This is a genomic window from Massilia paldalensis (assembly GCF_044901715.1).
Lineage (GTDB): Bacteria > Pseudomonadota > Gammaproteobacteria > Burkholderiales > Burkholderiaceae_D > Telluria > Telluria paldalensis.
Window position 1 is genome coordinate 805,198 of record NZ_JBJCIU010000001.1, and the last position, 25,038, is coordinate 830,235.

At 66.8% G+C, this 25,038-nt stretch carries 20 protein-coding genes and 8 tRNA genes; 16 read left to right on the plus strand and 12 right to left on the minus strand.

The genetic code is table 11. The features are described 5' to 3' along the window. Window positions 1-2 precede the first annotated feature (2 nt). Window positions 3-1,208: an EAL and HDOD domain-containing protein gene (locus tag ACI1V7_RS03645; RefSeq protein ID WP_404530399.1), complete on the plus strand. Its 1,206-nt coding sequence runs from the start codon at window positions 3-5 to the stop codon at window positions 1,206-1,208. A gap of 81 nt (window positions 1,209-1,289) precedes the next feature. On the opposite strand, the gene ACI1V7_RS03650 is transcribed toward ACI1V7_RS03645, so the two are convergent. The 5 genes from ACI1V7_RS03650 to ACI1V7_RS03670 form a co-directional block, all read right to left on the minus strand. Continuing rightward, window positions 1,290-2,042: a PilZ domain-containing protein gene (locus ACI1V7_RS03650; protein WP_404530400.1), complete on the minus strand. Its 753-nt coding sequence runs from the start codon at window positions 2,040-2,042 to the stop codon at window positions 1,290-1,292. Window positions 2,043-2,138: 96 nt separating this feature from the next. Continuing rightward, the gene (gene panC / locus ACI1V7_RS03655; RefSeq protein ID WP_404530401.1) at window positions 2,139-2,978 is read right to left on the minus strand and encodes a pantoate--beta-alanine ligase; all 840 of its coding nucleotides are present in this window, start codon (window positions 2,976-2,978) and stop codon (window positions 2,139-2,141) included. A gap of 47 nt (window positions 2,979-3,025) precedes the next feature. Next, window positions 3,026-3,919 (minus strand): segregation and condensation protein A, encoded by an 894-nt coding sequence (locus ACI1V7_RS03660; RefSeq protein ID WP_404530402.1) that lies wholly within the window; start codon window positions 3,917-3,919, stop codon window positions 3,026-3,028. A 26-nt stretch (window positions 3,920-3,945) separates the two neighbouring features. Continuing rightward, complete coding sequence (locus ACI1V7_RS03665; RefSeq protein ID WP_404530403.1) at window positions 3,946-4,149, minus strand: DUF3460 family protein; 204 nt, start codon at window positions 4,147-4,149, stop codon at window positions 3,946-3,948. A 78-nt stretch (window positions 4,150-4,227) separates the two neighbouring features. Further along, the gene (locus ACI1V7_RS03670; RefSeq protein ID WP_404530404.1) at window positions 4,228-5,556 is read right to left on the minus strand and encodes an enoyl ACP reductase FabMG family protein; all 1,329 of its coding nucleotides are present in this window, start codon (window positions 5,554-5,556) and stop codon (window positions 4,228-4,230) included. Between the two features lie 166 nt (window positions 5,557-5,722). Here ACI1V7_RS03670 and ACI1V7_RS03675 point away from each other — a divergent pair, with 166 nt between their 5' ends. Then, window positions 5,723-5,971: a YajG family lipoprotein gene (locus ACI1V7_RS03675; RefSeq protein ID WP_404530405.1), complete on the plus strand. Its 249-nt coding sequence runs from the start codon at window positions 5,723-5,725 to the stop codon at window positions 5,969-5,971. A gap of 96 nt (window positions 5,972-6,067) precedes the next feature. On the opposite strand, the gene metG is transcribed toward ACI1V7_RS03675, so the two are convergent. Further along, window positions 6,068-8,218 carry a methionine--tRNA ligase gene (metG, locus tag ACI1V7_RS03680; RefSeq protein WP_404530406.1) on the minus strand — a complete coding sequence of 717 codons (2,151 nt, stop codon included), beginning with the start codon at window positions 8,216-8,218 and terminating at the stop codon, window positions 6,068-6,070. Between the two features lie 148 nt (window positions 8,219-8,366). On the opposite strand from metG, the gene apbC reads away from it, so the two are divergent. Continuing rightward, window positions 8,367-9,452, plus strand: coding sequence for an iron-sulfur cluster carrier protein ApbC (apbC, locus tag ACI1V7_RS03685; RefSeq protein WP_404530407.1), 1,086 nt, complete (start codon window positions 8,367-8,369; stop codon window positions 9,450-9,452). Window positions 9,453-9,571: 119 nt separating this feature from the next. Continuing rightward, entirely contained in the window at window positions 9,572-10,591 is a 1,020-nt protein-coding gene (locus tag ACI1V7_RS03690; protein ID WP_404530408.1) for an RNA methyltransferase, read from the plus strand. 15 nt (window positions 10,592-10,606) lie between these two features. On the opposite strand, the gene ACI1V7_RS03695 is transcribed toward ACI1V7_RS03690, so the two are convergent. Together ACI1V7_RS03695 and ACI1V7_RS03700 are read right to left on the minus strand one after the other, a co-directional pair. Further along, window positions 10,607-11,311, minus strand: a complete 705-nt coding sequence (locus tag ACI1V7_RS03695; RefSeq protein ID WP_404530409.1) for a 2'-5' RNA ligase family protein — start codon at window positions 11,309-11,311, stop codon at window positions 10,607-10,609. Next, complete coding sequence (locus ACI1V7_RS03700; protein WP_404530410.1) at window positions 11,286-12,467, minus strand: GGDEF domain-containing protein; 1,182 nt, start codon at window positions 12,465-12,467, stop codon at window positions 11,286-11,288. Before ACI1V7_RS03700 ends, ACI1V7_RS03695 begins: the two co-directional genes overlap by 26 nt. Before the next feature lie 298 nt (window positions 12,468-12,765). Between ACI1V7_RS03700 and gltX the strand changes: the two genes are divergently transcribed. The 9 genes from gltX to ACI1V7_RS03745 all read left to right on the plus strand — a co-directional run bounded on the left by gltX (window position 12,766) and on the right by ACI1V7_RS03745 (window position 15,369). Continuing rightward, window positions 12,766-14,157 carry a glutamate--tRNA ligase gene (gene gltX / locus ACI1V7_RS03705; protein ID WP_404530411.1) on the plus strand — a complete coding sequence of 464 codons (1,392 nt, stop codon included), beginning with the start codon at window positions 12,766-12,768 and terminating at the stop codon, window positions 14,155-14,157. 89 nt (window positions 14,158-14,246) lie between these two features. Continuing rightward, a tRNA-Ala gene (locus ACI1V7_RS03710) sits at window positions 14,247-14,322 on the plus strand. Between the two features lie 45 nt (window positions 14,323-14,367). Beyond that, window positions 14,368-14,443, plus strand: a tRNA-Glu gene (locus tag ACI1V7_RS03715). A gap of 73 nt (window positions 14,444-14,516) precedes the next feature. Continuing rightward, window positions 14,517-14,592: transfer RNA gene (locus tag ACI1V7_RS03720), tRNA-Ala, on the plus strand. Window positions 14,593-14,628: 36 nt separating this feature from the next. Beyond that, window positions 14,629-14,704, plus strand: a tRNA-Glu gene (locus ACI1V7_RS03725). 143 nt (window positions 14,705-14,847) lie between these two features. Then, window positions 14,848-14,923: transfer RNA gene (locus ACI1V7_RS03730), tRNA-Ala, on the plus strand. A gap of 71 nt (window positions 14,924-14,994) precedes the next feature. After that, window positions 14,995-15,070 (plus strand) — tRNA-Glu (locus tag ACI1V7_RS03735). Window positions 15,071-15,130: 60 nt separating this feature from the next. After that, window positions 15,131-15,206, plus strand: a tRNA-Glu gene (locus ACI1V7_RS03740). A gap of 87 nt (window positions 15,207-15,293) precedes the next feature. Further along, window positions 15,294-15,369, plus strand: a tRNA-Glu gene (locus tag ACI1V7_RS03745). A 235-nt stretch (window positions 15,370-15,604) separates the two neighbouring features. Here ACI1V7_RS03745 and ACI1V7_RS03750 read toward each other — a convergent pair. The 3 genes from ACI1V7_RS03750 to ACI1V7_RS03760 form a co-directional block, all read right to left on the minus strand. Further along, window positions 15,605-17,488 (minus strand): S8 family serine peptidase, encoded by a 1,884-nt coding sequence (locus ACI1V7_RS03750; protein WP_404530412.1) that lies wholly within the window; start codon window positions 17,486-17,488, stop codon window positions 15,605-15,607. Between the two features lie 16 nt (window positions 17,489-17,504). Further along, entirely contained in the window at window positions 17,505-17,771 is a 267-nt protein-coding gene (locus tag ACI1V7_RS03755; RefSeq protein ID WP_404530413.1) for a hypothetical protein, read from the minus strand. A 151-nt stretch (window positions 17,772-17,922) separates the two neighbouring features. Then, the gene (locus ACI1V7_RS03760) at window positions 17,923-19,524 is read right to left on the minus strand and encodes a hypothetical protein (RefSeq protein ID WP_404530414.1); all 1,602 of its coding nucleotides are present in this window, start codon (window positions 19,522-19,524) and stop codon (window positions 17,923-17,925) included. Between the two features lie 398 nt (window positions 19,525-19,922). Here ACI1V7_RS03760 and earP point away from each other — a divergent pair, with 398 nt between their 5' ends. The 3 genes from earP to ACI1V7_RS03775 all read left to right on the plus strand — a co-directional run bounded on the left by earP (window position 19,923) and on the right by ACI1V7_RS03775 (window position 23,458). Further along, window positions 19,923-21,092 carry an elongation factor P maturation arginine rhamnosyltransferase EarP gene (gene earP / locus ACI1V7_RS03765; protein WP_404530415.1) on the plus strand — a complete coding sequence of 390 codons (1,170 nt, stop codon included), beginning with the start codon at window positions 19,923-19,925 and terminating at the stop codon, window positions 21,090-21,092. A gap of 65 nt (window positions 21,093-21,157) precedes the next feature. Continuing rightward, window positions 21,158-21,733 carry an elongation factor P gene (locus ACI1V7_RS03770; protein ID WP_290411339.1) on the plus strand — a complete coding sequence of 192 codons (576 nt, stop codon included), beginning with the start codon at window positions 21,158-21,160 and terminating at the stop codon, window positions 21,731-21,733. A gap of 129 nt (window positions 21,734-21,862) precedes the next feature. After that, the gene (locus ACI1V7_RS03775) at window positions 21,863-23,458 is read left to right on the plus strand and encodes an amidase (RefSeq protein ID WP_404530416.1); all 1,596 of its coding nucleotides are present in this window, start codon (window positions 21,863-21,865) and stop codon (window positions 23,456-23,458) included. A gap of 124 nt (window positions 23,459-23,582) precedes the next feature. Here the strand turns inward: ACI1V7_RS03775 and ACI1V7_RS03780 are convergent, their stop codons facing one another. Further along, the gene (locus tag ACI1V7_RS03780) at window positions 23,583-25,025 is read right to left on the minus strand and encodes an MFS transporter (protein ID WP_404530417.1); all 1,443 of its coding nucleotides are present in this window, start codon (window positions 25,023-25,025) and stop codon (window positions 23,583-23,585) included. Window positions 25,026-25,038: the final 13 nt, after the last annotated feature.

Consider the following 25,038-nt stretch of genomic DNA (forward strand, 5'->3'; position numbering starts at 1 on the left):
TCATGCATCAGTCAAATTTTATTGTCCGCGAACCGCTCCTCGACCCGAAGCAGCGCGTGATCGGCTATGAGCTCTGCTGGCAACAGCAGGACGGCAAGGTCGTCGGCGATGCCGACCTCGAGTCGCTGCTGGGCTTCGTCGCCCGCCACCTCGTCGACGATGCGCAGGGCTGGCTGCTGCGCGACAAGCTGCTGTTCCTCGACGCCGTCCCGGCCATGTTTTCCCTCGATGCCCTGCATGCGCTGCCGCCGGAGCGCACCGTGCTGTCGATCCGCCTGCGCGACCTGGTCGACGCCGACCACCGCAGCGCCGCCCAGGCCCTGCGCGCCGGCGGCGTCGGCATCTCCTTGCGCGACGCCGACCTGAACCTCCTTGGCCGCAACCTGTCGCCGATCGCTTCCTTCGCCGAAGTGCGCTTCACGGGCGCCGACGTCGCCGCCCAGGCGCGCAGCTATGCGGCCGTCAAGGGCGCCTCGCTGCGCATGGTGGGCCGACCCGTCGCCACCTGGGCCGATTTCGACGCCTGCGCCGCGCTGGGGCTCGATGCCTTCGTCGGAAAGCTGCACCTGACGCCGCGCGACGGCAACCCCGTCAAGGGCATGAGCCCGGCCCAGTCCATCATCCTGCAATTGATGCAGATGGTGCAGACCAACGAGGACGTGCCCAAGATCGAAGCCCTGCTCAAGCGTGACCCGGCGCTCATCTACAAACTGCTGCGCTTCATCAATTCGGCCGGCTTCGGTGCCGGCCGCGAGGTGCAGTCGCTGCGCCAGGCCATCGCCATGCTCGGCTACGCGCCGCTGTACCGCTGGCTGGTGCTGCTGCTCGCCACCGCCGGCAGCGGCTATTCCCCCGTGCTGATGGAGACGGCCGTCGTGCGCGCGCGCCTGTGCGAGCTGCTGGGCCAGAAGTTCCTGCCGAAGGGAGAGGGCGAGTACCTGTTCGTGGCCGGCATGTTCTCGCTGCTGGACCGCCTGCTGGGCCTGCCCATGGAGCAGGTGCTGGACACGATCCAGCTGCCGGACACCGTGGTCCAGGCGCTGACGCAGCGCGAGGGACCCTACGGCCCCTACCTGGCGCTGTCCGAGGCGTGCGAACTCAGCTCCACGCTGTGCGCATCGATGGCCTCGGCGCTGGATATCAGCCCGCTGGACGTGAACAAGGCGCACCTGTCGGCGCTGGCATGGGCGCAAAGCGTGACGGCGTAAGTCAGCACGTCGTCCAGCGCAGCGTCGACGCATAACAAAAATGGCCCCGCGGGGCCATTTTTCGTTGTGGCTGGCAAACGCTCAGCGCCGCTGAGCCCGCTCCACCGCGCGGTCCAGGTGCTGGCGCATCTGCATCGAGATGTTCGAGATGCGGCACCCGACCTGCACCTGCTGGCCCAGCAGGAAGGTGCGGAACGGCCGCAGCAGGCGCACTTCGAGGTCGGCATGCACGACGAGCGACGGTCCCAGTTCCAGTTCCACGCCCTTCAGGCGCTTGCCGACGTGCAGTTCGTGAGCCTGGTCCGGCGTCGCGCGCAGGCCCACGCCGCCGCGCGAAAAATCGTACAACGGCATTTCGATTACCTTGTTGAACAGGACGAAGCGCGCGCTGTGCGTGGCGCCGACGGGCGAGTCCAGGCGCGTCTCGGCGCGCCGGTTCAGTACCTGGCAGACGGAAGGCAGCGGCAGCGTGGCGAGCCGTGCTTCGCCCGGCACGATGGCCTCGTCCAGCGCGATGTCGAACTGGATCTTGGCATTGCCGCCCATGGCCGCCACGAAGGTGATGTCTCCCGCCGGGAGCGTGGCGTGTTCGGCCAGCTCGAGCGTGAAGCCGCGGCCCTCGGCATCGACGGTGTCGATGCGCGCCATCACGAACGCGTCATCGGGCAGGTAGACGGTGACGGCGTCGCCACTGGTCGCCATCGTGGCCAGCGCATCGCCGATATCGAACGGGTCGCGCATCTCGTGCGCGACCGTGCTCACGGTGATGCGTTCGACCGCATCGGACAATTTCGGCGGGCCTTTGCGCATGTGGGCGATGGCAAAATCAGTCAAGGCGCTGCTCCTTTTTACGGGGATCGGGTAAAAAGCGAAAGCTCGAAGGAATATACTTGATAAATTTTACAGCAGAATTGCACATGCGCAATTGAATCAGATCTCTAGATTATCGATCAGGCGCGTCGCGCCCAGCTTGGCGGCCGCCAGCACGACCAGCGGCGCGCCCGCCGCGCGTTCCTCGGCGTTCGGCGCCTGCAGGTTCATGCGCTTGCGGATCGACACATAGTCCGGCTTCCAGCCGTGGCCGGCCAGGCGTTCCATCGCGTCGCGTTCCAGCGCCGCCAGGTCCGGGTGGCCGGCGCGCGTCTGCTCGGCCACGTACTGCAGCGTCTGGATCAGGAACGGCGCCTCGGCGCGCTCGTCGGCGGACAGGTAGCCGTTGCGCGAGGACAGGGCCAGGCCGTCGTCGGCGCGGAAGGTTTCGGCGCCGATGATTTCGGTCGGCATGGCGAACTGGCGCGCCATGTTACGGATGATCATCAGCTGCTGATAATCCTTCTTGCCGAACACGGCCACACGCGGCTGTACGCAGGAAAACAGTTTGGTGACGACGGTGCATACGCCGTTGAAGAAGCCCGGACGGAATTCGCCTTCCAGGATATTGCCCAGGTCGTCAGGCGGCTGCACGCGGTATTCCTGCGGTTCCGGATACAAATCCTTCTCGGTCGGCGCGAACAGCACGTAGACGCCTTCCTTTTCCAGCTTCTCGACGTCGGCCTGGAAGGTGCGCGGGTATTTGTCGAAGTCCTCGTTCGGGCCGAATTGCAGGCGGTTGACAAAGATCGAGGCAACCACCGGGTCGCCGTGCTTGCGCGCCAATCGCATCAGCGACAGGTGGCCTTCGTGCAGGTTGCCCATGGTCGGCACGAAGGCGGTGCGCAGTTGTCCGCGCAGCTGGTCGCGCAGTTCGTCGATGGTGGAGATGATTTTCATGATGTGTCTGTGTAGAGGCGTGCGGCCGGCAAGCATTCCTGCGCCCGTCAGGCGGGGGAATAGGCGAGCCGCACATAGATCGGCGCGAACGGTTCGGCCTGGGTGATTTCGATCAGGGTTTCCTTGGCCAGCTCGAGCATGGCCACGAAGTGGACGACGACGACGGGGACGGTTGCCTGGCCGTCGAACAGTTCCGAGAATTCGACGAAGCGCGCGCCCTGCAGCATGCGCAGGATCGCCGACATGTGCTCGCGCACCGACAGTTCCTCGCGTCCGATCTTGTGGTGCTGGGTCAGCTTGGCGCGGCGCAGCACGTCCATCCAGACACGCTGCAGGTCGTGCGCGTCGACGTCCGGCCAGACGGGCGCCAGGCCCTGTTCCACGGGCAGCGCGGGGCGCTGGAAGTCGCGGCCATCCTGGGGCAGGGCGCCCAGCTGCTGGGCCGCCAGCTTGATCTGTTCGTAGTCGAGCAGGCGCCGCACCAGTTCCGCGCGCGGATCGTCCGCTTCTTCGATCAACGCATCCTGGCGTTTCGGCAGCAGCATGCGCGATTTGATTTCGATCAGCATCGCCGCCATCAACAGGTATTCCGCCGCCAGCTCGAGGTTGTGCTTGCGGATCTGTTCGACGTATTCCAGGTATTGCAGCGTCACCTGGGCCATCGGGATGTCGAGGATGTTGAAGTTCTGCTTGCGGATCAGGTACAGCAGCAGGTCGAGCGGACCTTCGAAGGCGTCGAGGAAGACTTCGAGCGCGTCGGGCGGGATGTACAGGTCGGTGGGCAGGCGCAGCAGGGGCTCGCCGTACAGGCGGGCGATGGCGTCGACGGGATCCGGCGCGTCCATGCCGGCGCCGGCTTGCACAGGCAGGCCGGCGTCTTGCGGGTCCAGTCCCCCGGGGGACTCGGCGCGCCCGTCGGGCGTCGCCTGCGAAGGCACCATCGTCGCCGGCCTATGGGATCAGGTCGTCAGACCTTGGTCTGGTACGGATAAGCCTGCTGGCGCAGGCGCGATTCGGCAATGCGACGCTGCTCGTCGAGCGAAGTCGGTGCCTTGTCCCACAGCAGGGCACGGCCGGCTTGCTGGCGCTCTTCCATGCCCGGGGTCTTTTCCTTCAATTCCTTGATGAACTTGGTGTGATCGGATTCGTACATCGATTGTTTCTTGAACATGGCTCTCTCAGGCGGGTTACGCAAACGGCGGTTTATGGAAAACCGCCGCTTCATGCAAAGACGAAATAATACTGCTGCTTAGGCGTTTTTGTGCAGCTCGATGAGCTGGCGCGCGATGATGTCGTGGTTGAGCCACAGCACCGGCGCGATCTTCTCGGCCGCGCCGTGGAACATCAGCGGACCGGCGCCTTCCAGCACCAGGGCCGACAGGTGGTCGGTGATCAGGGCTTTCTTGTCCTTGTGCAGCGACGTGATCTCTTCCGAGGTGCCGATCATCAGGTCGGCCAGTTCCGGCGTATTGTCCATCGGCCAGGCTTCGTAGTTGCGGAACGAGGCGCTGGTCGCGGTCTGCAGATAGGTTTCCAGCTTGTCCAGGATCGACTGCAGCGACACGCCGTCGTTCAGCAGCGCCTGGCAGGCTTCCCATTGCTGCTGGGCCCATGCATTGCCGTTGCCGCCTTCTTTCTTGAGCGCGGCCAGCAGCGGAAACAGCGACAGTTCGACGCCGACGAAGATGTCGGACGAATTGGTGCGGATTTCCGGGCAGTTGAACACGGTCGCCGCGACGCCGCCCTTCCAGGCGGCGGTGGCGATCGATTCCAGGCGCATCTTGGCGTAGCCCTGGGTGTAGTTGGTGTAGGTCTGCCAGTGGTAGTCGCCGCCGATCAGCACCTCGGTGCCGTGGTAGCCATAGGCCGTGTAGCGCACCTGGCCGCCCTTGGACTCGACGCGCGCGCGGATCGCGGCGGACGCGTCGATCAGGTACTTCAGCGTGTTCGCCGTGACTTCGTCGAAGTTCATCAGGATCAGCTTGCCCAGGTCGCTGTCGAGCAGCGCGCGCGAGGACATGAAGCGCTCGCCGCGGCCCTTGTAGATGCGGTTGGCGATGGCCAGGAAGGCCTTGATCTTGGGGATGCCGCCGGCCATCGTGTGGGCGAAGAAGACGTTGGCGCCGTCCGGCACCAGCTTGTCGATCTCGGCCATCGCCTGGCGCGCCGACTCGGTGAAGCGGGCCACGCCGGCCTGGCGGCAGGCTTCGATCTTGGTCCAGTCCAGCTTGTCTTCCTGCCAGCTCTTGAGGGTGACCCCGGACAGCATCTCGGTCGGGTTCTGTTCGCCTTCCGGCGCATCCATGTCGAAACCGGCCATCAGCGGGATGTTGACGATGCGGCCGCCCAGCTTGGCTTCGGCTTCCGCATGCTCTTCCGCGGTGAGGGCGCGCAGCGTGCCGTCGTCGTTGCGGCGGCCGACCGTGATGCCGACGATCGTCATGCCGGCCGCGCGGGCCTCGTCGATCAGGCCGTTCACGTAGCCGCGGCCGAACAGTTCGCCGAACAGGACGAACACGTCGCCTTGGCGGAACAGGTTCGCGTGGGGGATGTGTCGAAGGGCTTGGTATTCGGTCATATTATTATCTACCATCAAAAGTAAAGGACCGGACGCCGGGCGTCCTAATAATGAAAAAACAGCGCATTATACTGCCACCGGCGCAAGGAAATTGGTAGTATTCTGGCAAGGACCGGCAATTCCGACCGGTCTTTCAGCTTTCCTCAACCCTACCTCCAGGTGATCCATGAAAGCCGTGTTTACTTGTTCCATCCTTGCCGCTGCGCTCGTTCTTGCCGGCTGCGCCACGCCGCCCGCGCCCACTTCCGAACCGGCCCCGGCTGCCGCCCAGGGCGTCCAGCCGCTGGCCAGCAGCGCGACCATCACCGGTAGCCGCATCCCGTCCAGCAGGACGGAGAAGATGGTCAGCGCCGTCGGCGCCAAGGACTACAAGGAAAACAGCCAGAGCTTGATGGCGCCGCTCAAGTCCTATTGAGAGCCTGTCCCTGTCGGAACAGGCTCCAAGCCATCGCCGACGATGGGCATGCCCCCGCGCCAGCCGCGCCCGCCCTGCTGGGCGGGGGAGCGGCGCTCAGCGGATGCGCATGCCCGGCTGGGCACCCGATACTGGCTCCAGCAGGTACAGGCCCGGGTTCGTCTTCTCGTCCTTCGCCGACGCGCACAGCACCATGCCTTCGGACACACCGAACTTCATCTTGCGCGGCGCCAGGTTGGCGACCATCACGGTCAACTTGCCGATCAATTGCTCCGGCTGGTAAGCCGACTTGATGCCCGAGAACACGTTGCGGGTGCGACCTTCGCCCACGTCCAGCGTCAGGCGCAGCAGCTTGCTGGAGCCTTCGACGTGTTCGCAGTGGACGATCTTCGCCACGCGCAGGTCGATCTTGGTGAAATCGTCGATCGAGATTTCCGGCGCGAGTTCCTCGATGTCGGACGCGTCGCCGGCGGGCGCAGCGGCCTGGGCGGCTGCCGGGGCCGGCGCTGCTGCCGCTGTTGCTGCCGCTGCCGCGATCTGCGCCGGCTTGTCGAACAGATCGTCGATCATCTTGGCGTCGACGCGCTGCATCAGGTGGCTGTAGGCGCCGATAGTACGGCCCAGCATGCTCGCGTAGACGCGTTCGCCCTTCGTGTCTTCCCACGAATAGGCGGCGTCGCCGAGGAAGTCGCGCACGCGCGCGGCTACGTGCGGCAGCACCGGCGCCAGCATCACGGTGAGCTGGCGGAACAGGATCAGCGCGGTGGTGCAGACCTCGTGCAGCTCGGCCGTCCTGGTCTCGTCCTTGGCCAGCAGCCAGGGCTTGTTCTCGTCGACGTAGCGGTTGGCAACGTCCGCCACTTCCATGATCTCGCGCAGGGCACGGCCGAACTCGCGTGCTTCGTAGCTGGCGGCGATCGCGGCCTGGCGCTCGCCCTGTTCGCCGTTCATGGCGCGGGCGATCCATTCCTGGGCCGTCGCCGACAGCGTGGTGGCCAGCTTGCCGTCGAATTTCTTGGCGATGAAGCCGGCGCAGCGGCTGGCGATGTTCACGTACTTGCCGATCAGGTCGCTGTTCACACGGGCGACGAAGTCCTCGCCCGTGAAGTCCAGGTCCTCGACCTTGCTGTTGAGCTTGAAGGCCAGGTAGTAGCGCAGCCATTCCGGGTTCATGCCCAGTTCCAGGTAGCGCAGGGGCGAGATGCCGGTGCCGCGCGACTTCGACATCTTTTCGTTATTCACGGTCAGGTGGCCGTGGACATTGACCTTCAGCTTGTCGATGACGGGGTGGCCGGAGAATTCCAGCATCGCCGGCCAGAACAGCAGGTGGAAGGAGACGATGTCCTTGCCGATGAAGTGCACCTGCTCCGTCGCCGGATCGTTCAGGAAGGCGTCGTAGTCGATGCCTTTCTTCTCGAAGTAATTCTTGAGGCTGGCCAGGTAGCCGACCGGCGCGTCCAGCCAGACGTAGAAGAACTTGCCCGGGGCATCCGGGATCGGGATGCCGAAGTAGGGCGCATCGCGCGAGATGTCCCAGTCGGCCAGCTTTTCGCCGTTCTCGCCCAGCCATTCCGACACCTTGTTCACCATTTCCGGCTGCAGGCGGCCCGGCGTGTTCAGCCAGTTTTTCAGGAACTGGAAGCAGCGCGGGTCGGACAGCTTGAAGAAATACTGTTCGGACGGCTTCAGGATCGGGGTCGAGCCCGTGAAGACGGAGTACGGGTTGATCAGTTCGGTCGGCTGGTAGGCGGCGCCGCAGACTTCGCAATTGTCGCCATACTGGTCCTTCGAATGGCAGACCGGGCATTCGCCCTTGATGTTGCGGTCGGCCAGGAACATGCCCTTGGCCGTATCGTAGAAGCGGTCGACGGTCTTGGTATAGATGAGGCCGGCGTCACGCAGGCGGCGGTAGATGCCCTGCGACAGCTCGACGTTTTCCGGCGAGTCGGTCGAGTACCAGTTGTCGAAGGCGATGTGGAAGCCGTCCAGGTACTGGGCGCGGCCGGCGGCGATCTTGGCGACGAATTCCTGCGGCGTCACGCCTTCCTTTTCGGCGGCGATCATGATCGGCGTGCCATGGGTGTCGTCGGCGCCGACGAAGTGCACGACGCGCGGCTGGCCGTTTTCTTCCTGCATTCGCTGGAAGCGGACCCAGATGTCGGCCTGGATGTACTCCATCATGTGGCCGATGTGGAAGGCAGCGTTGGCGTAGGGCAGGGCGGTGGTGACGAACAGCTGGCGTGTCATGGTCGGAAAAGGACATTCATGGATGAAAAAAAGCATTTTACCAGTGGATGCCCCTGAACGCGCAGGGGCTAATCGGCCGTTTCGGCAGTTCCACCCGAGTCAATACGCCATTTTGCGCTAAACTTGCGCATTACCTTCGGAGAACCCCATGAGCATCACGCAAGAAGGCGTCAAGGCCGCGCTGGCCGCCGTCGTCGATCCCAATACCAATAAAGATTTCGTTTCTTCCAAAGCGGTCAAGAGTATCCAGATCGACGGCGACAACGTCGCCCTCGACATCGAGCTCGGCTACCCGGCAAAGAGCCAGTCGGGCGCGATCCGCAACGCCGTCGTCAACGCCCTGCGCGGCGCCGGCGCGGGCAACGTCAGCGTCAACGTCGTCACCAAGGTGCTGTCGCACGCCGTGCAGCGCGGCCTGAAGGTGATGCCGAACGTGAAGAACATCATCGCCGTCGCCTCCGGCAAGGGCGGCGTCGGCAAGTCGACCACGGCCGTCAACCTGGCCTTGGCGCTGGCCGCCGAGGGCGCTTCCGTCGGCCTGCTGGACGCCGACATCTACGGCCCGTCGCAGCCGATGATGCTGGGCGTCTCCGGCCGTCCGGTCAGCCTGGACAACAAGAGCATGGAGCCGCTGCAGGGCCACGGCGTGCAGGTCTCGTCGATCGGCTTCCTGATCGATCCGGACGAGCCGATGGTCTGGCGCGGCCCGATGGTCGTCCAGGCGCTGCACCAGCTGCTGGAACAGACCAACTGGAAGAACCTCGACTACCTCGTCGTCGACATGCCGCCGGGCACCGGCGACATCCAGCTGACGCTGGCCCAGAAAGTGCCCGTCACGGGCGCCGTCATCGTCACCACCCCGCAGGACATCGCCCTGCTGGACGCGCGCAAGGGCGTCAAGATGTTCGAGAAGGTCGGCATCCCGATCCTGGGCGTGGTGGAAAACATGAGCACCCACGTCTGCTCGAACTGCGGCCACGTCGAGGAAATCTTCGGCGCCGGCGGCGGCGAGAAGATGAGCGCCGACTTCAAGCTGGAGTTCCTGGGCAAGCTGCCGCTGCAGCTGTCGATCCGCGAACAGACCGATTCCGGCATGCCGACCGTCGTCGCCGAGCCGGACGGCAAGGTCGCCGGCATCTACAAGGAGATCGCGCGCAAGGTCGCGATCAAGGTGGCGGAGCAGGCCAAGGACATGACGGCCAAGTTCCCGACCATCGTCGTCAAGAACGACTGAATCCGCATTGCCCTACCGTCGTCCCTGCGCAGGCAGGGACCCAATATTGCAAGCGCATTCGGAATGCAAGCAGAACTTGGGTCCCTGCCTGCGCAGGGACGACGTTTTGCGTAGACATCATGCGTATCGCCGACATCCGCGCCCGCCTTCACGCCCTCGGCGCCCAGCCCCTGCACGTGGACCGCGTGCTGCGCGACTGGGTGCGCGTCATGGACCACGACCGCGGCCGGCGCCGCCCGGACGACTTCCTGCCCAAGCCCGTGCGCGAGGCGCTGCCCGGGCTCGATGCGGAACTCGATGCCCTCGCGCGCGTCGTCAGCGAACACCCGGCCGAGGACGGCTCGGCGCGCCTGCTGGTGGGGCTGGCCGACGGCCAGGCGGTGGAATCGGTGCTGCTGCCGCGCGACGGCGTGTGCGTGTCGAGCCAGGTCGGCTGCGCGGTCGGCTGCACCTTCTGCATGACGGGGCGCGACGGCCTGCTGCGCCAGGTCACGAGCGGCGAGATCGTCGCCCAGGTGGTGCTGGCGCGCCGCCGCCGGCCCGTCAGGAAGGTCGTCTTCATGGGCATGGGCGAACCGGCCCACAACCTCGACAACGTGCTGGAGGCGATCGACCTGCTCGGCACCGAAGGCGATATCCCGCACAAGAACCTCGTGCTGTCGACGGTGGGCGACGCGCGCGTGTTCGCGCGCCTGCCGCAGGGCCGCGTGAAGCCGGCGCTGGCGCTGTCGCTGCACACGACGAAGCCCGCGCTGCGGGCGCAGCTGCTGCCCCGCGCACCGCGCCTGGACCCTGCCGCCCTGGTCGAGGAGGGCGAACGCTACGCGCGCCTGACCGGCTACCCGATCCAGTACCAGTGGACCTTGCTGGACGGCGTCAACGACGGCCAGGATGAACTCGACGCCATCGTCGACCTCCTGCGCGGCAAGTACGCCGTGCTGAACATGATTCCCTATAACTTCAATCCCGGCCTGCCGTTCCGCCGCCCGGACTGGGACCGCGCGCGGGCGATCGCCGCCCACCTGTCGGGCCGGCGCATCCTCACCAAGCTGCGCGATTCGGCCGGCCAGGACGTCGACGGCGGCTGCGGCCAGCTGCGGGCGAGGGCGGCGCAGCCGGTCGTGTTGCAGCGGCGTTGATCGGCCGCCGCCGCATTACGACAGCGCCAGCGTGTCGATGCGTTCGAGCGTCGAACGCGACATGGTCCAGTCGTTGACCACCAGTTCCACGCGGTCCACGCGCATCGTGCCCAGCGGCGCGTCGCGCAGCAGCGCCAGCGCGGCGGCGAAGCGGGCCGGGTCGCGCAGCGGTTGTACGAAGCGCAACAGCGTCGCGTGCGCTGTCACCAGGCGGTAGCGCTCGTCCAGCAAGGCGTCCAGGCCCCGTTCGTGCAGTTCCTCCCGCAGCCGTGCGCGCAGCCGCTCCAGCTGCGGCCCGCGCGGGAAGCCGCGCGCCAGCACGGCGCCGCGCGACAGCGTGATGCCGGCGAACGCCACCTCGAAGGCCTCGATGCCGGCCGCCGCGGCGTGCGCGGCGGCGCGGTAGTCCGCCAGCCGCTCCAGCGCGGGCGCAGCGTCGTCGGCGACCGTGAACAGCGACAGGACGGTCATGTGCATGTCGGACGGCGGATGGCGGTACTGCCCCGGCTCGAGCGCGGCCAGCCGGTCGAGGAGGGCGTCCAGGCGCGCGGCCAACGCGGGGCCGGGACGCGCGATGACGGTCAGGCCCCGGCGCGGGTCGGGCCCGGCGGCCAGGCGCGTGTCGCAGTCGATGTCGCCGGCGGCCACCGCGGCGAAGGCGCGGTCCCACATGGCGTCGTAGTGGCGGGTCAGGTCAGGCGGCTGCGGCGATGTCGTCATGCGCACATTGTCGCGCAAATGGACGGGCCATCACGCGGTTGCGGCCGCCGCGCTTGGCCGCATACATCAATTCGTCCGCGACGGCGATCAGGGCGTGCGGCGCGAGCGCCTGGCCGCCGGCGAAGTCGGCGCCCGTCACGCCGAAGCTGGCGGTGGCCGACAGCGTGGCCCCGCCGGTGTCCACGCGCAGGGCGGCAAAGGCGGCCCGGATCCGTTCCGCGAGCAGGACGCCGTCGTCCAGCGACGTCTCGGGCAGGATCACGAGGAATTCCTCGCCGCCGTAGCGCACCACCGTGTCCACCGTTTCGCGTGTCATCGATTGCAGCAGCGCGGCAAAGGCGTGCAGCAATGCGTCGCCAGCCTGGTGGCCGTGGGTGTCGTTGATGGCCTTGAATCCGTCCAGGTCGCACATGATGAGGGACAGGCCGAGGCGGTCGCGGCGCGCCCGCGCGATCTCCCCGTCGAGCAGGGCGGCGTTCAGGTGGCGCCGGTTGTAGCAGCCGGTCAGCGGGTCGCGGACCGACAGGTTCTTCAGCACCTGCTGGGCACGGTACTGCTCGCGCGCCATGCGGGCGTAGCGGTTGGCGGCCAGCGCGCCGAAGATGTTCGCGAACAGGATCAGCGTGCTTATCGAGGCCAGGTGGCGCGGACTCTCGGCATGCAGTGACCAGGCCAGCACGGCGAATGCCACGCTCCCGGCGGCCGCAATGGCCAGCGCGTGCAGCGGGCGGTTCGGAATGAAGATCTGGATCGCGATCACGATGATGACCATCGAGGCGCCGTGCAGCAGCACGTCCTGGGGACGGTACGACGTGACGACCAGGTAGCTGAGCAGCCAGCAGACGGTGAACACGCTGCCGGCCCGGAACGCCGTGCGCACGGGGTCGGCAGCGCGCCGTACCTGGCGCCACAGGCCCAGGGCGAGCAGCGGCATCAGCAGGCGCGCGAGCAGCGGGGTCGCCGCGCCATGGAGTCCCAGGACGACGATGTCGTTGACCCCGAACATCATGTAGAACAGGGAATACAGCAGCAATGCACGGCGCAGGTAGCGCAGGATCGTGCCGGACTGGTCCTCGAGAAACCCGGCTTCCATCGACGGGCAGGAAAACTCCCCGCTCAGGCGCGCGATGGCAGCGGTGCTCGGATCGATGGACATGTGTATGGGAAAACGTGGAAAGTGCTGAAATTAACGCATGACTGTAGCGATCATTTTACTTTCTGTAAAGTAATTGCTCAATTTGCTCAATCCACCGTCGATACCGTAGTCCGGCACGAGCCTGTAAAATAGGCATTGTCCAGACACCGGGATGTCCGGCCAGGCGCAGCGCGCACCGCGCCCCCCCGCCGAGACATGCAAACAACAACCCGTGTCCTACAAACAACAACAACAGGCGCGCCTGCGCTCCGACCAATCCAGCCCTGTGCACGGGGCTTTTATCGTTTCGTTTCCGACCATGACCGTCCGTACCCGTTTCGCTCCCAGCCCGACCGGCTATCTCCACCTCGGCGGCGCCCGCACCGCGCTCTATTCGTGGGCCTATGCCCGCCACTTCGGCGGCACCTTCGTGCTGCGCATCGAAGACACCGACCTGGAGCGCTCGACGCCGGAAGCCGTGCAGGCGATCCTGGACGGCATGCAGTGGCTGGGCCTGGCGCATGACGAAGGCCCGTTCTACCAGATGCAGCGCATGGACCGCTACCGTGAAGTCATCAAGGGCATGCTGGAAGCCGGCACCGCCTACCTGTGCTACTGCTCGCCGGAAGAAGTGGAAGCGATGCGCGAGCGCATGCGCGCGGCCGGCGAAAAGCCGCGCTACGACGGGACCTGGCGTCCGGAGCCGGGCAAGACCCTGCCCGAGGTGCCGGCCGGCGTGAAGCCGGTGGTGCGCTTCAAGAATCCGCTCGACGGCGAAGTCACCTGGCACGACGTCGTCAAGGGCCCGATCACCATCGCCAACAAGGAACTGGACGACCTCGTCATCGCCCGTCCGGACGGCACGCCGACCTATAACTTCTGCGTGGCCGTGGACGACTGGGACATGAAGATCACCCACGTGCTGCGTGGCGACGACCACGTCAATAACACCCCGCGCCAGATCAATATCCTGCGCGCGCTGGGCGCGGAGTTGCCGCAGTACGGCCACCTGCCCATGATCCTGGGCCCGGACGGCCAGAAGCTGTCGAAGCGCCACGGCGCCGTCAGCGTGATGCAGTATCCGGAGCAGGGCTACCTGCCGGAAGCGATGCTGAACTACCTGGCGCGCCTGGGCTGGAGCCACGGCGACGACGAGATCTTCTCGATGGAGCAATTCACCGAGTGGTTCAACCTGGAGCACCTGACCGCGTCGGCCGCGCAGTTCAACCCGGAAAAGCTGGCGTGGCTGAACAACCACTACATCAAACTGGCCGACAACGAGCGCCTGGCGGGCCTGGCCCGCCCGATCCTGGAACGCGAAGGCGCGGTCTTCGACGGGGCGCCGCCGCTGCCAGCCGTGCTGGGCCTCATGAAGGAACGCACCAACACCATCAACGAGCTTGCCGATGCCGCCATGCTGTTCTTCCGCACGCCGAAGCCCGATGCCGCGCTGCTCGCACAGCACCTGACCGACGCCGTGCGCCCGGCGCTGGCCCAGTTCGCCGAGCGCCTGGCGACGGTCGAGTGGACCAAGCCGGCGCTGTCCGCCATGATGAAGGAAGTGCTGGCGGCCAATGGCCTCAAGATGCCGCAGCTGGCCATGCCGCTGCGCCTGCTGGTCACGGGCCAGCTGCAGACGCCGGCCATCGACGCCGTGCTGGAATTGTTCGGCCGCGACGTCGTGCTGGCACGCGTGCAACAGGGCCTGTAATCGCCTGCGGGCGGCGATGGCGGACGATGCCTTTTGGGTATTTGCGAAATGCAAGGTCGTCCGCTATAATGCTCGCACTTCAGCACTGCGGGGGTATAGCTCAGCTGGGAGAGCGCTTGCATGGCATGCAAGAGGTCAGCGGTTCGATCCCGCTTACCTCCACCAAGTCCTGAAGAGTAGTGGCAGTAAGTGGTAATCAGTACAGTCCGAGTCCCCATCGTCTAGAGGCCTAGGACATCACCCTTTCACGGTGAGTACCGGGGTTCGAATCCCCGTGGGGACGCCAGGTTGTACGGCAGCGTTGAAAAAACGGCGCTGTGAGAAGTAAAGGCAGTATGTTATAGTGTTGTTTTCCCGTAGGGGGTATAGCTCAGCTGGGAGAGCGCTTGCATGGCATGCAAGAGGTCAGCGGTTCGATCCCGCTTACCTCCACCACGTAGGAAAAACAACAGTAACATGATGCAGTCCAGGGTCCCCATCGTCTAGAGGCCTAGGACATCACCCTTTCACGGTGAGTACCGGGGTTCGAATCCCCGTGGGGACGCCAAGAATTCGTAGTAGGGTTGTGCAAGGAGCCGCCTTGAGCGGCTTTTTTATTGAGTGCAGGCGGTCGTTTCCAGTAGCCTGTACTGAATAGCGGGGTCAGGGCCCAACGGAAGTACCGTGCTCTGGCCGCGTGGCAGGAACAATGGGGGTATAGCTCAGCTGGGAGAGCGCTTGCATGGCATGCAAGAGGTCAGCGGTTCGATCCCGCTTACCTCCACCAATTTGTCGGTCGGGATCCCGGCGCCAGGAACATGGCGGCGCGCCGATCCCGATGGCGAAAAACAGTCCGCGGTCCCCATCGTCTAGAGGCCTAGGACATCACCCTTTCACGGTGAGTACCGGGGTTCGAATCCCCGTGGGGACGCCAAAAAAACACGACGAGGCATCGAAGCCGTGTTTTTTGATGTAAGATGCCGCTTAGTTTTAGGTCCCCATCGTCTAGAGGCCTAGGACATCACCCTTTCACGGTGAGTACCGGGGTTCGAATCCCCGTGGGGACGCCAGAATTTTTCGGCACGCAGCAAGACAGCGTGCCGCAGCAGCAAACAGCAGGACAGCGCAGCAGGAAGCAGCGCATTGAAAAGTTTTAGGTCCCCATCGTCTAGAGGCCTAGGACATCACCCTTTCACGGTGAGTACCGGGGTTCGAATCCCCGTGGGGACGCCAGTCAAAAACCGGAGCAGACCAACGCGCATGCGCGGAGAGGTGCTCCGGTTTTTCTTTGTGCGCGTCGTTTGCATGCGGCGTCGCCTTGTCATTTTCCCGCTTTTCCCCGTTTCCTTCGCTTTCCTGCATTTGCCGTTTCCGGTGCTTGCGGCGTCCTGCCATTGCCGTTCCGCTTTCCGCGCCGTCCAGCTTCCGCCTTCCGCATTCCCCCCAATCATCTCCTTGCGTTTGCGTGCTACCAGCCTTGCGGACGCAGGCCGCCGAAGGGGAAGGGGAAGCCGCCCATGCCACCGGTGCCGGCGAACGGACGCGGCGCGGCCATGCCGGGATACATCGCGATGCCGGGATCCTGCAGCGCCAGCGCTTGCGGCACGGCGCCCAGCAGCGACGCCAGCATGCCCTGGAATGCCTGCTGCTCCGGCGCCACGGCCAGGCCCAGCGCCACCAGGGCATCCGGCATGCCGTAGCCCGTGTGCGTGGCGTCCGACTGGGTCACGCGGCGCGCGCTCAGGCGAATCAACTGGAACAGGCGATCGACCCGCTCCGCCGAACGCATCCGTCCCTGGCCCTGGAAGGCCGGATGGTGGGCCAGCACGAGGGCGGCCAGGCCGGTGACGTGGGGTGCCGCCATCGAGGTGCCGTCCCAGGCCGCAAAATTATTCGGCGGCACCGACGAGACGATCGCCACGCCCGGCGCGCACACGTCGACCTCCGGCCCGAAGCAACTGAACCAGGCCGTGAAATAGCCCTGCGCATCGACGTCGGGATTGATGGTCTCGGCGTGGTAGCTGTCGCGCGGGAATTCGTCGATCTTGCCCACTGCCGCCACGGCCAGCACATTGGGCGAGGCCGCCGGATACTGCACCGGGCCGCCCGAATTGCCGGCCGCCGCGATGCAGGCGACGCCGTTGCGCTTGGCGCGCAGGATCTGCTGTTCCAGCGCGGGGGAGGGGCCCGTGCCGCCCAGGCTCAGGTTGACGACGTCGATCTGGTGCTCGATGCAGTACTCGAGCGCCTCGATGAGCTGGCTGATCTGGCCGCCCGGGAACAGCTTGCACACGTGGACCTCGGCGTCCGGCGCGAAGCCGCGGATGCCGAAGCTGGGATCGGCCCCCGCGATCACGCCGGCGCAATGCGAGCCGTGGCTGAGCTGGTCCTGGTTCCAGGTGTCCGGGTTGTCGTTGATGATGTCGAAGCCGGCATGGATGCGGTTCAGGTTCGTGTGCGTGGTGGCCGCGCCCGAGTCGATCACGGCGATGCGCACGCCCTGGCCGCGCAACGCCGGCGGCACCTGTTCCAGGCGCATGGCGCGCGCGCCCCAGCCCATCGCGCTGCGGCCCGGGAAGCCCGGCAGCGGCGGCCAGTCCGACAGCGCATGCAGCGCCACCACGTTCGGCTCGTCGGTGCCGAGATCCGGGTCGGGCTGGTAGAAGCTCCAGTAGTCGGCGCGCGGCTTGACGTAGACGCCGCTGACCGCATGGGTCGATGCGCCGTGCACCGTCACCCGCACGCGCCCGTCCGCGCCGGTCAGGCCGCAGGCCGGCTGCTGGCCGCCGAACAGCGAGACTTCGGCGTCGGCGAGCGGCGCGCCGTCCTTGCCCAGCACGAGGAAGTCGAGGTCGAAGCGCGGGCCATCGGAGGACGGGTAGGAATTGACCAGCGTCGGGTGGCGCGGTACCGGATCGAGCAGGTGCAGGTGCTGGTCGCGTTCCACCGCCAGCCGGCCCTGGGCCTGCTGGTGCAGGGCGCGCGCCTTCTCGTCGGTCATGCGCGCCACCACGACGCCGCCGGCGTCGCCGTCCATGCCGCCCATGCCCGCGCCCAGCAGGCCGACGCCGCCGCGCGTGCCCACCGTGCGTACCACTTCGACGTCCTGGACGCCGCGCAGCGCCTGCTCGACGGACTGCAGCGACAGCGACAGCGGAAGAGGCTGGGCGCCGCCCATGCCGGCCGCGAACGTGGCGAGTCCGCCCGCCGCCGGCAGCGGGCTGACCAGGTACTGCTTCTTGCGCTCGGCCACGCGCCGGCCCTGCGTTTCGCCCGGCGGTCCGGAGCGTGCGGGATCCTGTGCTGGTTTGTCCGGGCCGTTGGGCTGGCCGCCGGATGGAGTCTTGGCCATGTCTGCTCCTTTCGGATCAATGCGGCTGCGCGCCGTCGAACAGCGACAGCGGGCGGTCCGGTTCGATCATCAATTGGTTGGAAAAGCGAAACGATTGCTCGAGCTGCCCGGCCGTCGCCGCGTCGGTCTCCACGACGGCGGTATGCGGCTGTTCCTTCGGGCCAATGGCGTCGACCACCTTGACGGCGGGATTGGCGCGGATGGCAGCGATGAAGGCGGCGAGCGCCGGGCCGTCCTCGACGGCGCGGATGATGTAGCGCGTGGTATCACCTGTGTTGGGCATGCGGATCTCCTCATGGGCGCCCTGGGGCAGGGCCGGATGGGGGCAGGACGGAACGAGAACGGTACGGATGGGCGCGGCCTGCCGCTTGCGGCCCGGCCGCGCGCCACGCCCCGCCGCGATGCCTGGTCGGCGCCGCGGCGGGCAATGTCCGTCAATGCAGCGTCGGTGCGCCCTGCTGGCCCGCCTGGCCTTGCTGGCCGTAGCCCTGGTAGATCGGGAACTGGCCCGGCTGCTGCTGCATGTGCTGTGCCTGTTGTTGCTGGATGAGCTGCTGCAGCTGGTACGGGTCGACCGAGAACGGCAGCATGCCGCCCAGTTGCGAGGCGATGCCGCCGATGGTGCTGCCCAGGCCCTGGTTGCCGGCCAGGCCGCCGATCAGGCCGCCCAGGGGTTTGCCGAAGGAGCTCAGGGCATTGCCGAACCAGCCTTGCGGCGCCAATTGCTGTTGGCCCGGCTGTTGCTGTCCTTGTTGTTGCTGTGCCTGTTGCTGCTGGATGAGCTGCTGCAGCTGGTACGGGTCGACCGAGAACGGCAGCATGCCGCCCAGTTGCGAGGCGATCCCGCCGATGGTGCTGCCCAGGCCCTGGTTGCCGGCCAGGCCGCCGATCAGGCCGCCCAGCGGCTTGCCGAAGGAGCTCAGGGCGTTGCCGAACCAGCCCTGCGGCGCCAACTGCTGTTGCCCCGGCTGCTGCTGACCCGGTTGTTGCTGTTGCTGTTGCTGTTGCTGGGCCAGCTGGGCCAGTTGCTGCTGCAGCTGCTGCATTTGTTGTTGTTGGGCCTGCAGTTGCATCTGGTAGGGATCGGCGGAGAACGGCAACATGCCCCCGAATTGCGAAGCGATGCCGCCGATGGTATTGCCCAGTTGCTGGTTGCCTGCCAGGCCGCCGATCAGGCCGCCCAGCGGTTTGCCGAAGGAGCTCAGCGCGTCGCCGAACCAGCCGTGGGGAGCGACCTGGCCCTGGCCTGCCTGTTGCCCCTGCTGGCCTTGCTGTGATTGTTGTAGTTGCTGCAGGTGCTGCAGGAACTGGTGCAGCAGGGCCAGTTGCTGCGGCTGGAACTGCGACGCGATCTGTTGTTGGCCTTGCTGGCCCTGTTGCGGACCGGCCGCGAACGGCAGCATGCCGCCGAATTGCGAAGCGATGCCGCCGATGGTGTTGCCCAGTTGCTGGTTGCCTGCCAGGCCGCCGATCAGCCCGCCCAGCGGCTTGCCGAAGGAGCTCAGGGCGTCGCCGAACCAGCCCTGCGGTGCCATTTGCCCTTGCCCGCCCTGGACGTTCTGCTGTCCTTGCGCGCCCTGGCCCTGCTGTCCTGCCTGCTGCTGGGCGGCTTGCTGTTGGGCCTGCTGTTGGGCGGCGATGTGCGGCGGGACGAAGCCGCCGAAGGGCAGGTCGGGACCGAAGCCGAATTGCGGCGGCCGCCCGATGGGGTCGGAAATCATGCTGCCGTAGGTCGGCCGCAGGAATTGCGACAGGTTGCCCGGCAGCCAGCCTTGAGGTCCCATCTGGCCCATCTGGCCTTGTTGCTGTTGTGCTCCTTGCTGGTAGGGGTCCGCCTGCAGCGGCAGGAAGCCGCCGCCGACGCCGCCGGCCAGCTGCCCGATCTGGTTGCCCAGCTGGGGATTGCCGAAGATGCCGCCGATGCCGCGGCCGATCAGGCCGCCGAGCGGCGCCCCGAGGACGCTGCCGAAGAAGCCTTGTGGCGATAGTTGCTGTCCTGCCTGTTGTCCGACTCCGGGCTGCTGAAATTCATTCATGATCAACTCCTGGTCTGGATACGTTGGTTGAAAAATCGCCTCTGGCGCCGTGATGTCCGGCGCTAGAGGCGATGGGAGGCGGGCGCCAGCTGCGCCGTCCGCTTTTCTACAGGTGGCTGTTGGACCGGGGTGTCCCCGCGAAGTTTGTGACCCGGTGGGGAAATTGTGCGAACACGTTCGCGCCTTGCGATGGCGCAGAAGTGGGCAGGATTGCACCGTCCATGTGCGCCCGCTCACTGATTGCGTGCATGATGGATGGGAGGTCTGGACCGGAAGGCACTTTATCCAGTGAAATCCGCTACAATACCGGCCGCCCCGGCTGGCGCGATCCACGCCGACTGCATCCACGCCGACTTCATCCAAGCCGACTTCTTCGACTACCTGTCCCGTTTCCGCCCATGTTCCACGACGACCGCCCGACGACGCTCGCCATCTTCTGCAAGGTGGTCGACAACTATGGCGACATCGGCATCTGCTGGCGCCTGGCGCGCCAGCTGCGCGCCGAACACGGCATCGCGGTGACGCTGTGGGTCGACGACCTCGCCAGTTTCCGGCGCATCTGGCCGGCGGTCGCCGTCGACGCCGACACGCAGACCGTCGAGGACGTGCTGGTGCGCCACTGGAGCGGCCAGGACGGGGAATATGCCCCGGACGACGTGGCCGACATCGTGATCGAATTCTTCGGCGTCGACCTGCCGCCCGGCTATATCGCGGCGATGGCGCAATGCACGCCGCGGCCGGTCTGGATCAACTATGAAGGCTTGAGCGCCGAGGAATGGGTCGAAGGCTGCCATGCGCTGCCCTCGATGCATCCGCGCCTGCCCCTGACCAAGCATTTCTTCTTCCCCGGCTTCACGGACAGGACGGGCGGCCTGCTGCGCGAGCGCGATCTGCTGGCCGAGCGCGACGCCTTCCAGGCGGACCCGCGGGCGCAGGCCGCGTTCCTGGCCGGCCTGGGCCTGACGGCGGGCGAGGCGGCGGCCTTCAAGGCCAGCCTGTTCTGCTATCCGGAGGCGCCGGTCGCCGCCCTGTTCGACGCCTGGCGCACGGGCGGGCGCGACGTCGCCTGCCTGGTGCCGGAAGGCGTGGCGCGCGCGCAGGTGCAGGATTTCCTGGGCGCGGACGCGGTGGCCGGCGCCCACGCGACCCGCGGCCGCCTGAGCGTGCGCGTGATTCCGTTCATGTCCCAGCGCGACTACGACCGCCTGCTGTGGGCCTGCGACTTCAACTTCGTGCGCGGCGAGGACTCCTGGGTGCGGGCGCAATGGGCGGGCCGGCCCTTCGTCTGGCACATCTATCCGCAGGACGAAAACTTGCATCATGTTAAACTTCGCGCGTTCCTGCAGCGGTACGCGCCGGGCCTGACCGGCCTGAACGAATTCTCCCTGCGCTGGAACGGCGCACGGGACCCGCACATGGACGAACACGCCGATTGGGCGCAATCCTGGTCGTCCCTGCAAGCCGATTTGCCCCGCATCTCGCAGCGCAATGCCGAATGGCAGGCGCAGATGTTGGCAAACGGCGACTTGGTGAGCAACCTGTTGAACTTCGCCCGGTCGCTGCGATAGGCGGCGGCAAGGGAACATGGTATAGTGCTCGATTACTGCAACTCTCATTTGATCCAGACATTCCTATGAAACCCGCAAAAGAAATCCGTGTCGGCAATATCATCATGGTCGATGCCAAGCCGTTCATCGTGCTGCGCTCCGACGTCAACGGCTCGAGCCGCACGGGCTTCACCTACAAGTGGAAGATGAAGAATCTTCTGACCAATGCGCCGCTGGAAAACGTGTTCCGCGGCGACGACAAGTTCGACGTCGTCGTCCTGGACAAGAAGCCGGTGACCTACTCGTACTTCGCCGATCCGCTGTACGTCTTCATGGATGAAGAGTACAACCAGTACGAAATCGAAGAAGAAAACATGGGCGACGCCATCAACTACCTGAAAGACGGTATGGAATGCGAAGCGGTGTTCTACGACGGCAAGGCCATCTCGGTCGAACTGCCGATCACCATCGCGCGCCAGGTCATCTACACCGAGCCGGCCGTCAAGGGCAACACCTCGGGTAACGTCATGAAGGAAGCCCGCCTGGAAAACGCCATCGAGGCGAAGCAGTTCACCATCCAGGTGCCGCTGTTCGTCAACCAGGACGACGTCATCGAGATCGACACCCGTACCGCCGAGTACAAGAAAGTCGTCCGCAACTAAGCCGACGCACTGCGAGAAAAACGCCGTCCCTGGACGGCGTTTTTTTTTCGTCCATCGGTTCGACATGTCGGCATGTCACATCGGCAAGATCGATGCTATGCTAGACCCATTATTTTTCCGGAGCAATGCATGGACCGCAGGGATTTCGTTCGACTCGGATTGGCAGCCGGCGCCGTGGCCGGCACGGCGGGCGCGGCGCGTGCAGCGCAGGGCGCGGCGGGCAACGACGCCATCCTGGAAGCGGGCGCGCAGGAGCAGGGCGCGCAGATGCAGGCCGGCAAGCTGACGGCCGTGTCGCTGGCCGAGCGCTATCTCGCTCGCATCGCCGCCATCGACAAGGCCGGCCCGCGCATCAATGCCGTCATCGAACTGAATCCCGACGCGCTGCGCATCGCCGCCGAGCTGGACGCCGAGCGCAAGGCCGGCAAGGTGCGCGGCCCGCTGCATGGCATCCCCGTGCTGTTGAAGGACAATATCGCGACGGGCGACAAGATGAGCACGAGCGCCGGTTCACTGGCGCTGGACGGCGTGCGCGCCAGCCGCGACGCCTTCATCGCCGCGCGCCTGCGCGACGCCGGTGCCGTCATCCTCGGCAAGACCAACCTGTCGGAATGGGCGAACATGCGCTCGACGCATTCGGTGAGCGGCTGGAGCGGGCGCGGCGGCCTGACCCGCAACCCCCATGCGCTGGACCGCAATACCAGCGGTTCCAGCTCGGGCTCCGGCGCGGCGATGGCGGCCAGCCTGGCGACGCTGGCGGTGGGCACGGAGACGGACGGCTCGATCGTCTCGCCGGCATCGACCTGCGGCATCGTCGGCATCAAGCCGACGCTGGGCCTCGTCAGCCGCAGCGGCATCATCCCCATCGCCCACTCGCAGGACACGGCCGGGCCCATGACGCGCAGCGTCGCCGATGCCGCGCTGCTGCTGGCGGCGCTCGCCGGCGCCGACCCGCAGGATCCGGCCACCAAGGGCATCCAGGGCCGGCCGGACGACTACGTCGCCGCGCTGCGTCCGGACGGCCTGAAGGGCAAGCGGCTGGGCGTGGCGCGCAACTTCTTCGGCAGCAGCACGGCCGTCGATGCCGTCATCGAACAGGAACTGGCCGTGCTGAAGGCCCAGGGCGCCATCCTGGTCGACGTCGAGGTGCCGAACGTCGACAAGTACAACGACAGCGAACTGGAAGTCCTGCTGGCCGAGTTCCGTCCCGACCTGGAGGCGTACCTGGCCGCCTACGCGCCGCACGCGCCCGTCAAGACGATGGCCGACCTGATCGCCTTCAACACTAGTAACGCGGCGCGCGAGCTGCAGTTTTTCGGCCAGGAACACCTGGTGGCGGCCCAGGCCAAGCGCGGCCTGAACGACAAGGCCTACCGCGCGGCGCTGGCCAACAACCACCGCTACGCGCGCGACGAAGGCATCGACAAGGTCATGGCCGAGCGCCAGCTGGACGCCCTGGTCGCTCCCACCGGCGGCCTGGCCTGGCTGACCGATTTCATCAACGGCGACCACTACGGCGGCAGCTTCTCGTCGCCGGCGGCGGTGGCCGGCTATCCGCACGTGACCGTGCCGGCCGGGCAGGCGCACGGCCTGCCGGTCGGGATCTCCTTCGTGGGAACGGCATGGTCGGATGCAGCGCTGATCGGCATGGCGTATGCGTACGAGCAGGCCAGCAAGCGCAGGAAGGCGCCGGCGTTCGCGGCGTCGGTGAACCTCAAGGCTTGAGTCACGCGTCGTCGCTGCGCGGGCGTGATGGTGCCCCCGGCACGATCACGCCAATGTCGCTGGAGCTGACGTAACGCGCATGAAATTGGGCCCCTGCCTGCGCAGGGGCGACGCGTCGACAGGCTTAACGCTCCGCCTTGCTGTCCGCTCCCACCCACACGAACGCGCACACGGCGGCCGTCGCCGCACTCGCCGCGCACACGGCCAGCGCCGCGTGGAACGGCCCCAGCAAGGCCTTGCCCTGTGCCGTCAGCACCAGCCCCAGCAGGGCGGTGGCGATCAGCCCGCCGCCGCGCGCCACGGCGCTGTTGAAGCCCGAGGCCACGCCCGTGTGGCTGCCGTCCACCGAGGACAGCACGGCCGTCGTCAGCGGCGACGCCACGCAGGCCATGCCCACGGCGATCACCAATATCGCCGGCAGCACCGTGGACGCGTACGAGCCGGCGCCGATGCGCATGGCCAGCAGGAAGCCGCCGGCCACGATCAGGGAGCCCGTCGCGAGCGGCAGGCGCGAGCCGATATTGCCGGCCACGCGCCCCATCAGCGGCGAACCGATCGCCATCACGACGGGGAAGGGCAGCAGGGCGGCGCCGGCCTGCTTGGCCGAATAGCCGAGCGCCTCGATCAGGATGTAGGGCACCAGCAGCAGCAGCGCGCCCAGGGCGCCGTACAGCAGGAAGGTCATCAGGTTCAGGCCCGAGAAGCCGCGCGAGGCGAACAGCGCGACGGGCAGCATGGCCCGTTCGCCGGCGCGCCGCTCGACGGCCAGGAACGCCAGCAGGATCGCGGCGCCGGCCAGCATGGCCAGCCCGGAAGCCAGGTCGACCCCCTTGTCGGCCGAGGCCGCGGCCAGGCCCCAGGTCAGGACGCCCAGGCCGAGGCTGGCCAGCAGCGCCCCGGGCGCGTCGAGCGCGGCGCGCTTGCCGCTCGCGGGGGCGGCCACGTAGCGCCAGCCCATGAACAGGGCCAGCGCCGCGATCGGCAGGTTGATGTAGAAGATGGCGCGCCAGCCGACGGCGTCGATCAGCCAGCCGCCCAGCAGCGGACCGATGGCCCCGGCGGCGGCGCCGGCCGCGGCCCAGATCCCGATCGCCCGTCCGCGCGCCTTGCCCTCGAAGGTGGCGCCGAGGATGGCAAGGCTGTTGGGCAGCACCAGTGCGGCGCCGATGCCCTGCAGCACGCGTCCGCCGACGAGCAGGCCGAGTCCCGGCGCCAACGCGCACAGCAGCGAGGCGAGGGCGAACACGGCGACGCCGGCCAGCAGGATGCGGCGGCGCCCGAAGCGGTCGCCGGCGGCCCCGCCCAGCAGCAGCAGGGCGGACAGCGGCAGCAGGTAGCCGTTGATCACCCAGGACAGGCCGGCGCCGCCTCCTTCCGCGCTGCCGACCAGTTCGCGGCCGATGGCGGGCAGGCCCACGTTGACGACGGAACCGTCGATGAAGGCCAGGCTGGTCGCCAGGATCGAGGTGGCGAGCACCAGCCGCGGATGGGTGCTGGGCGCGCCGGGCGGCGGGACGGCGTCGCGCTCGGCCAGCGGGCGGTCGCAGTCGGCGGGGACGCTGCTCATGGCCGTGTCCGCG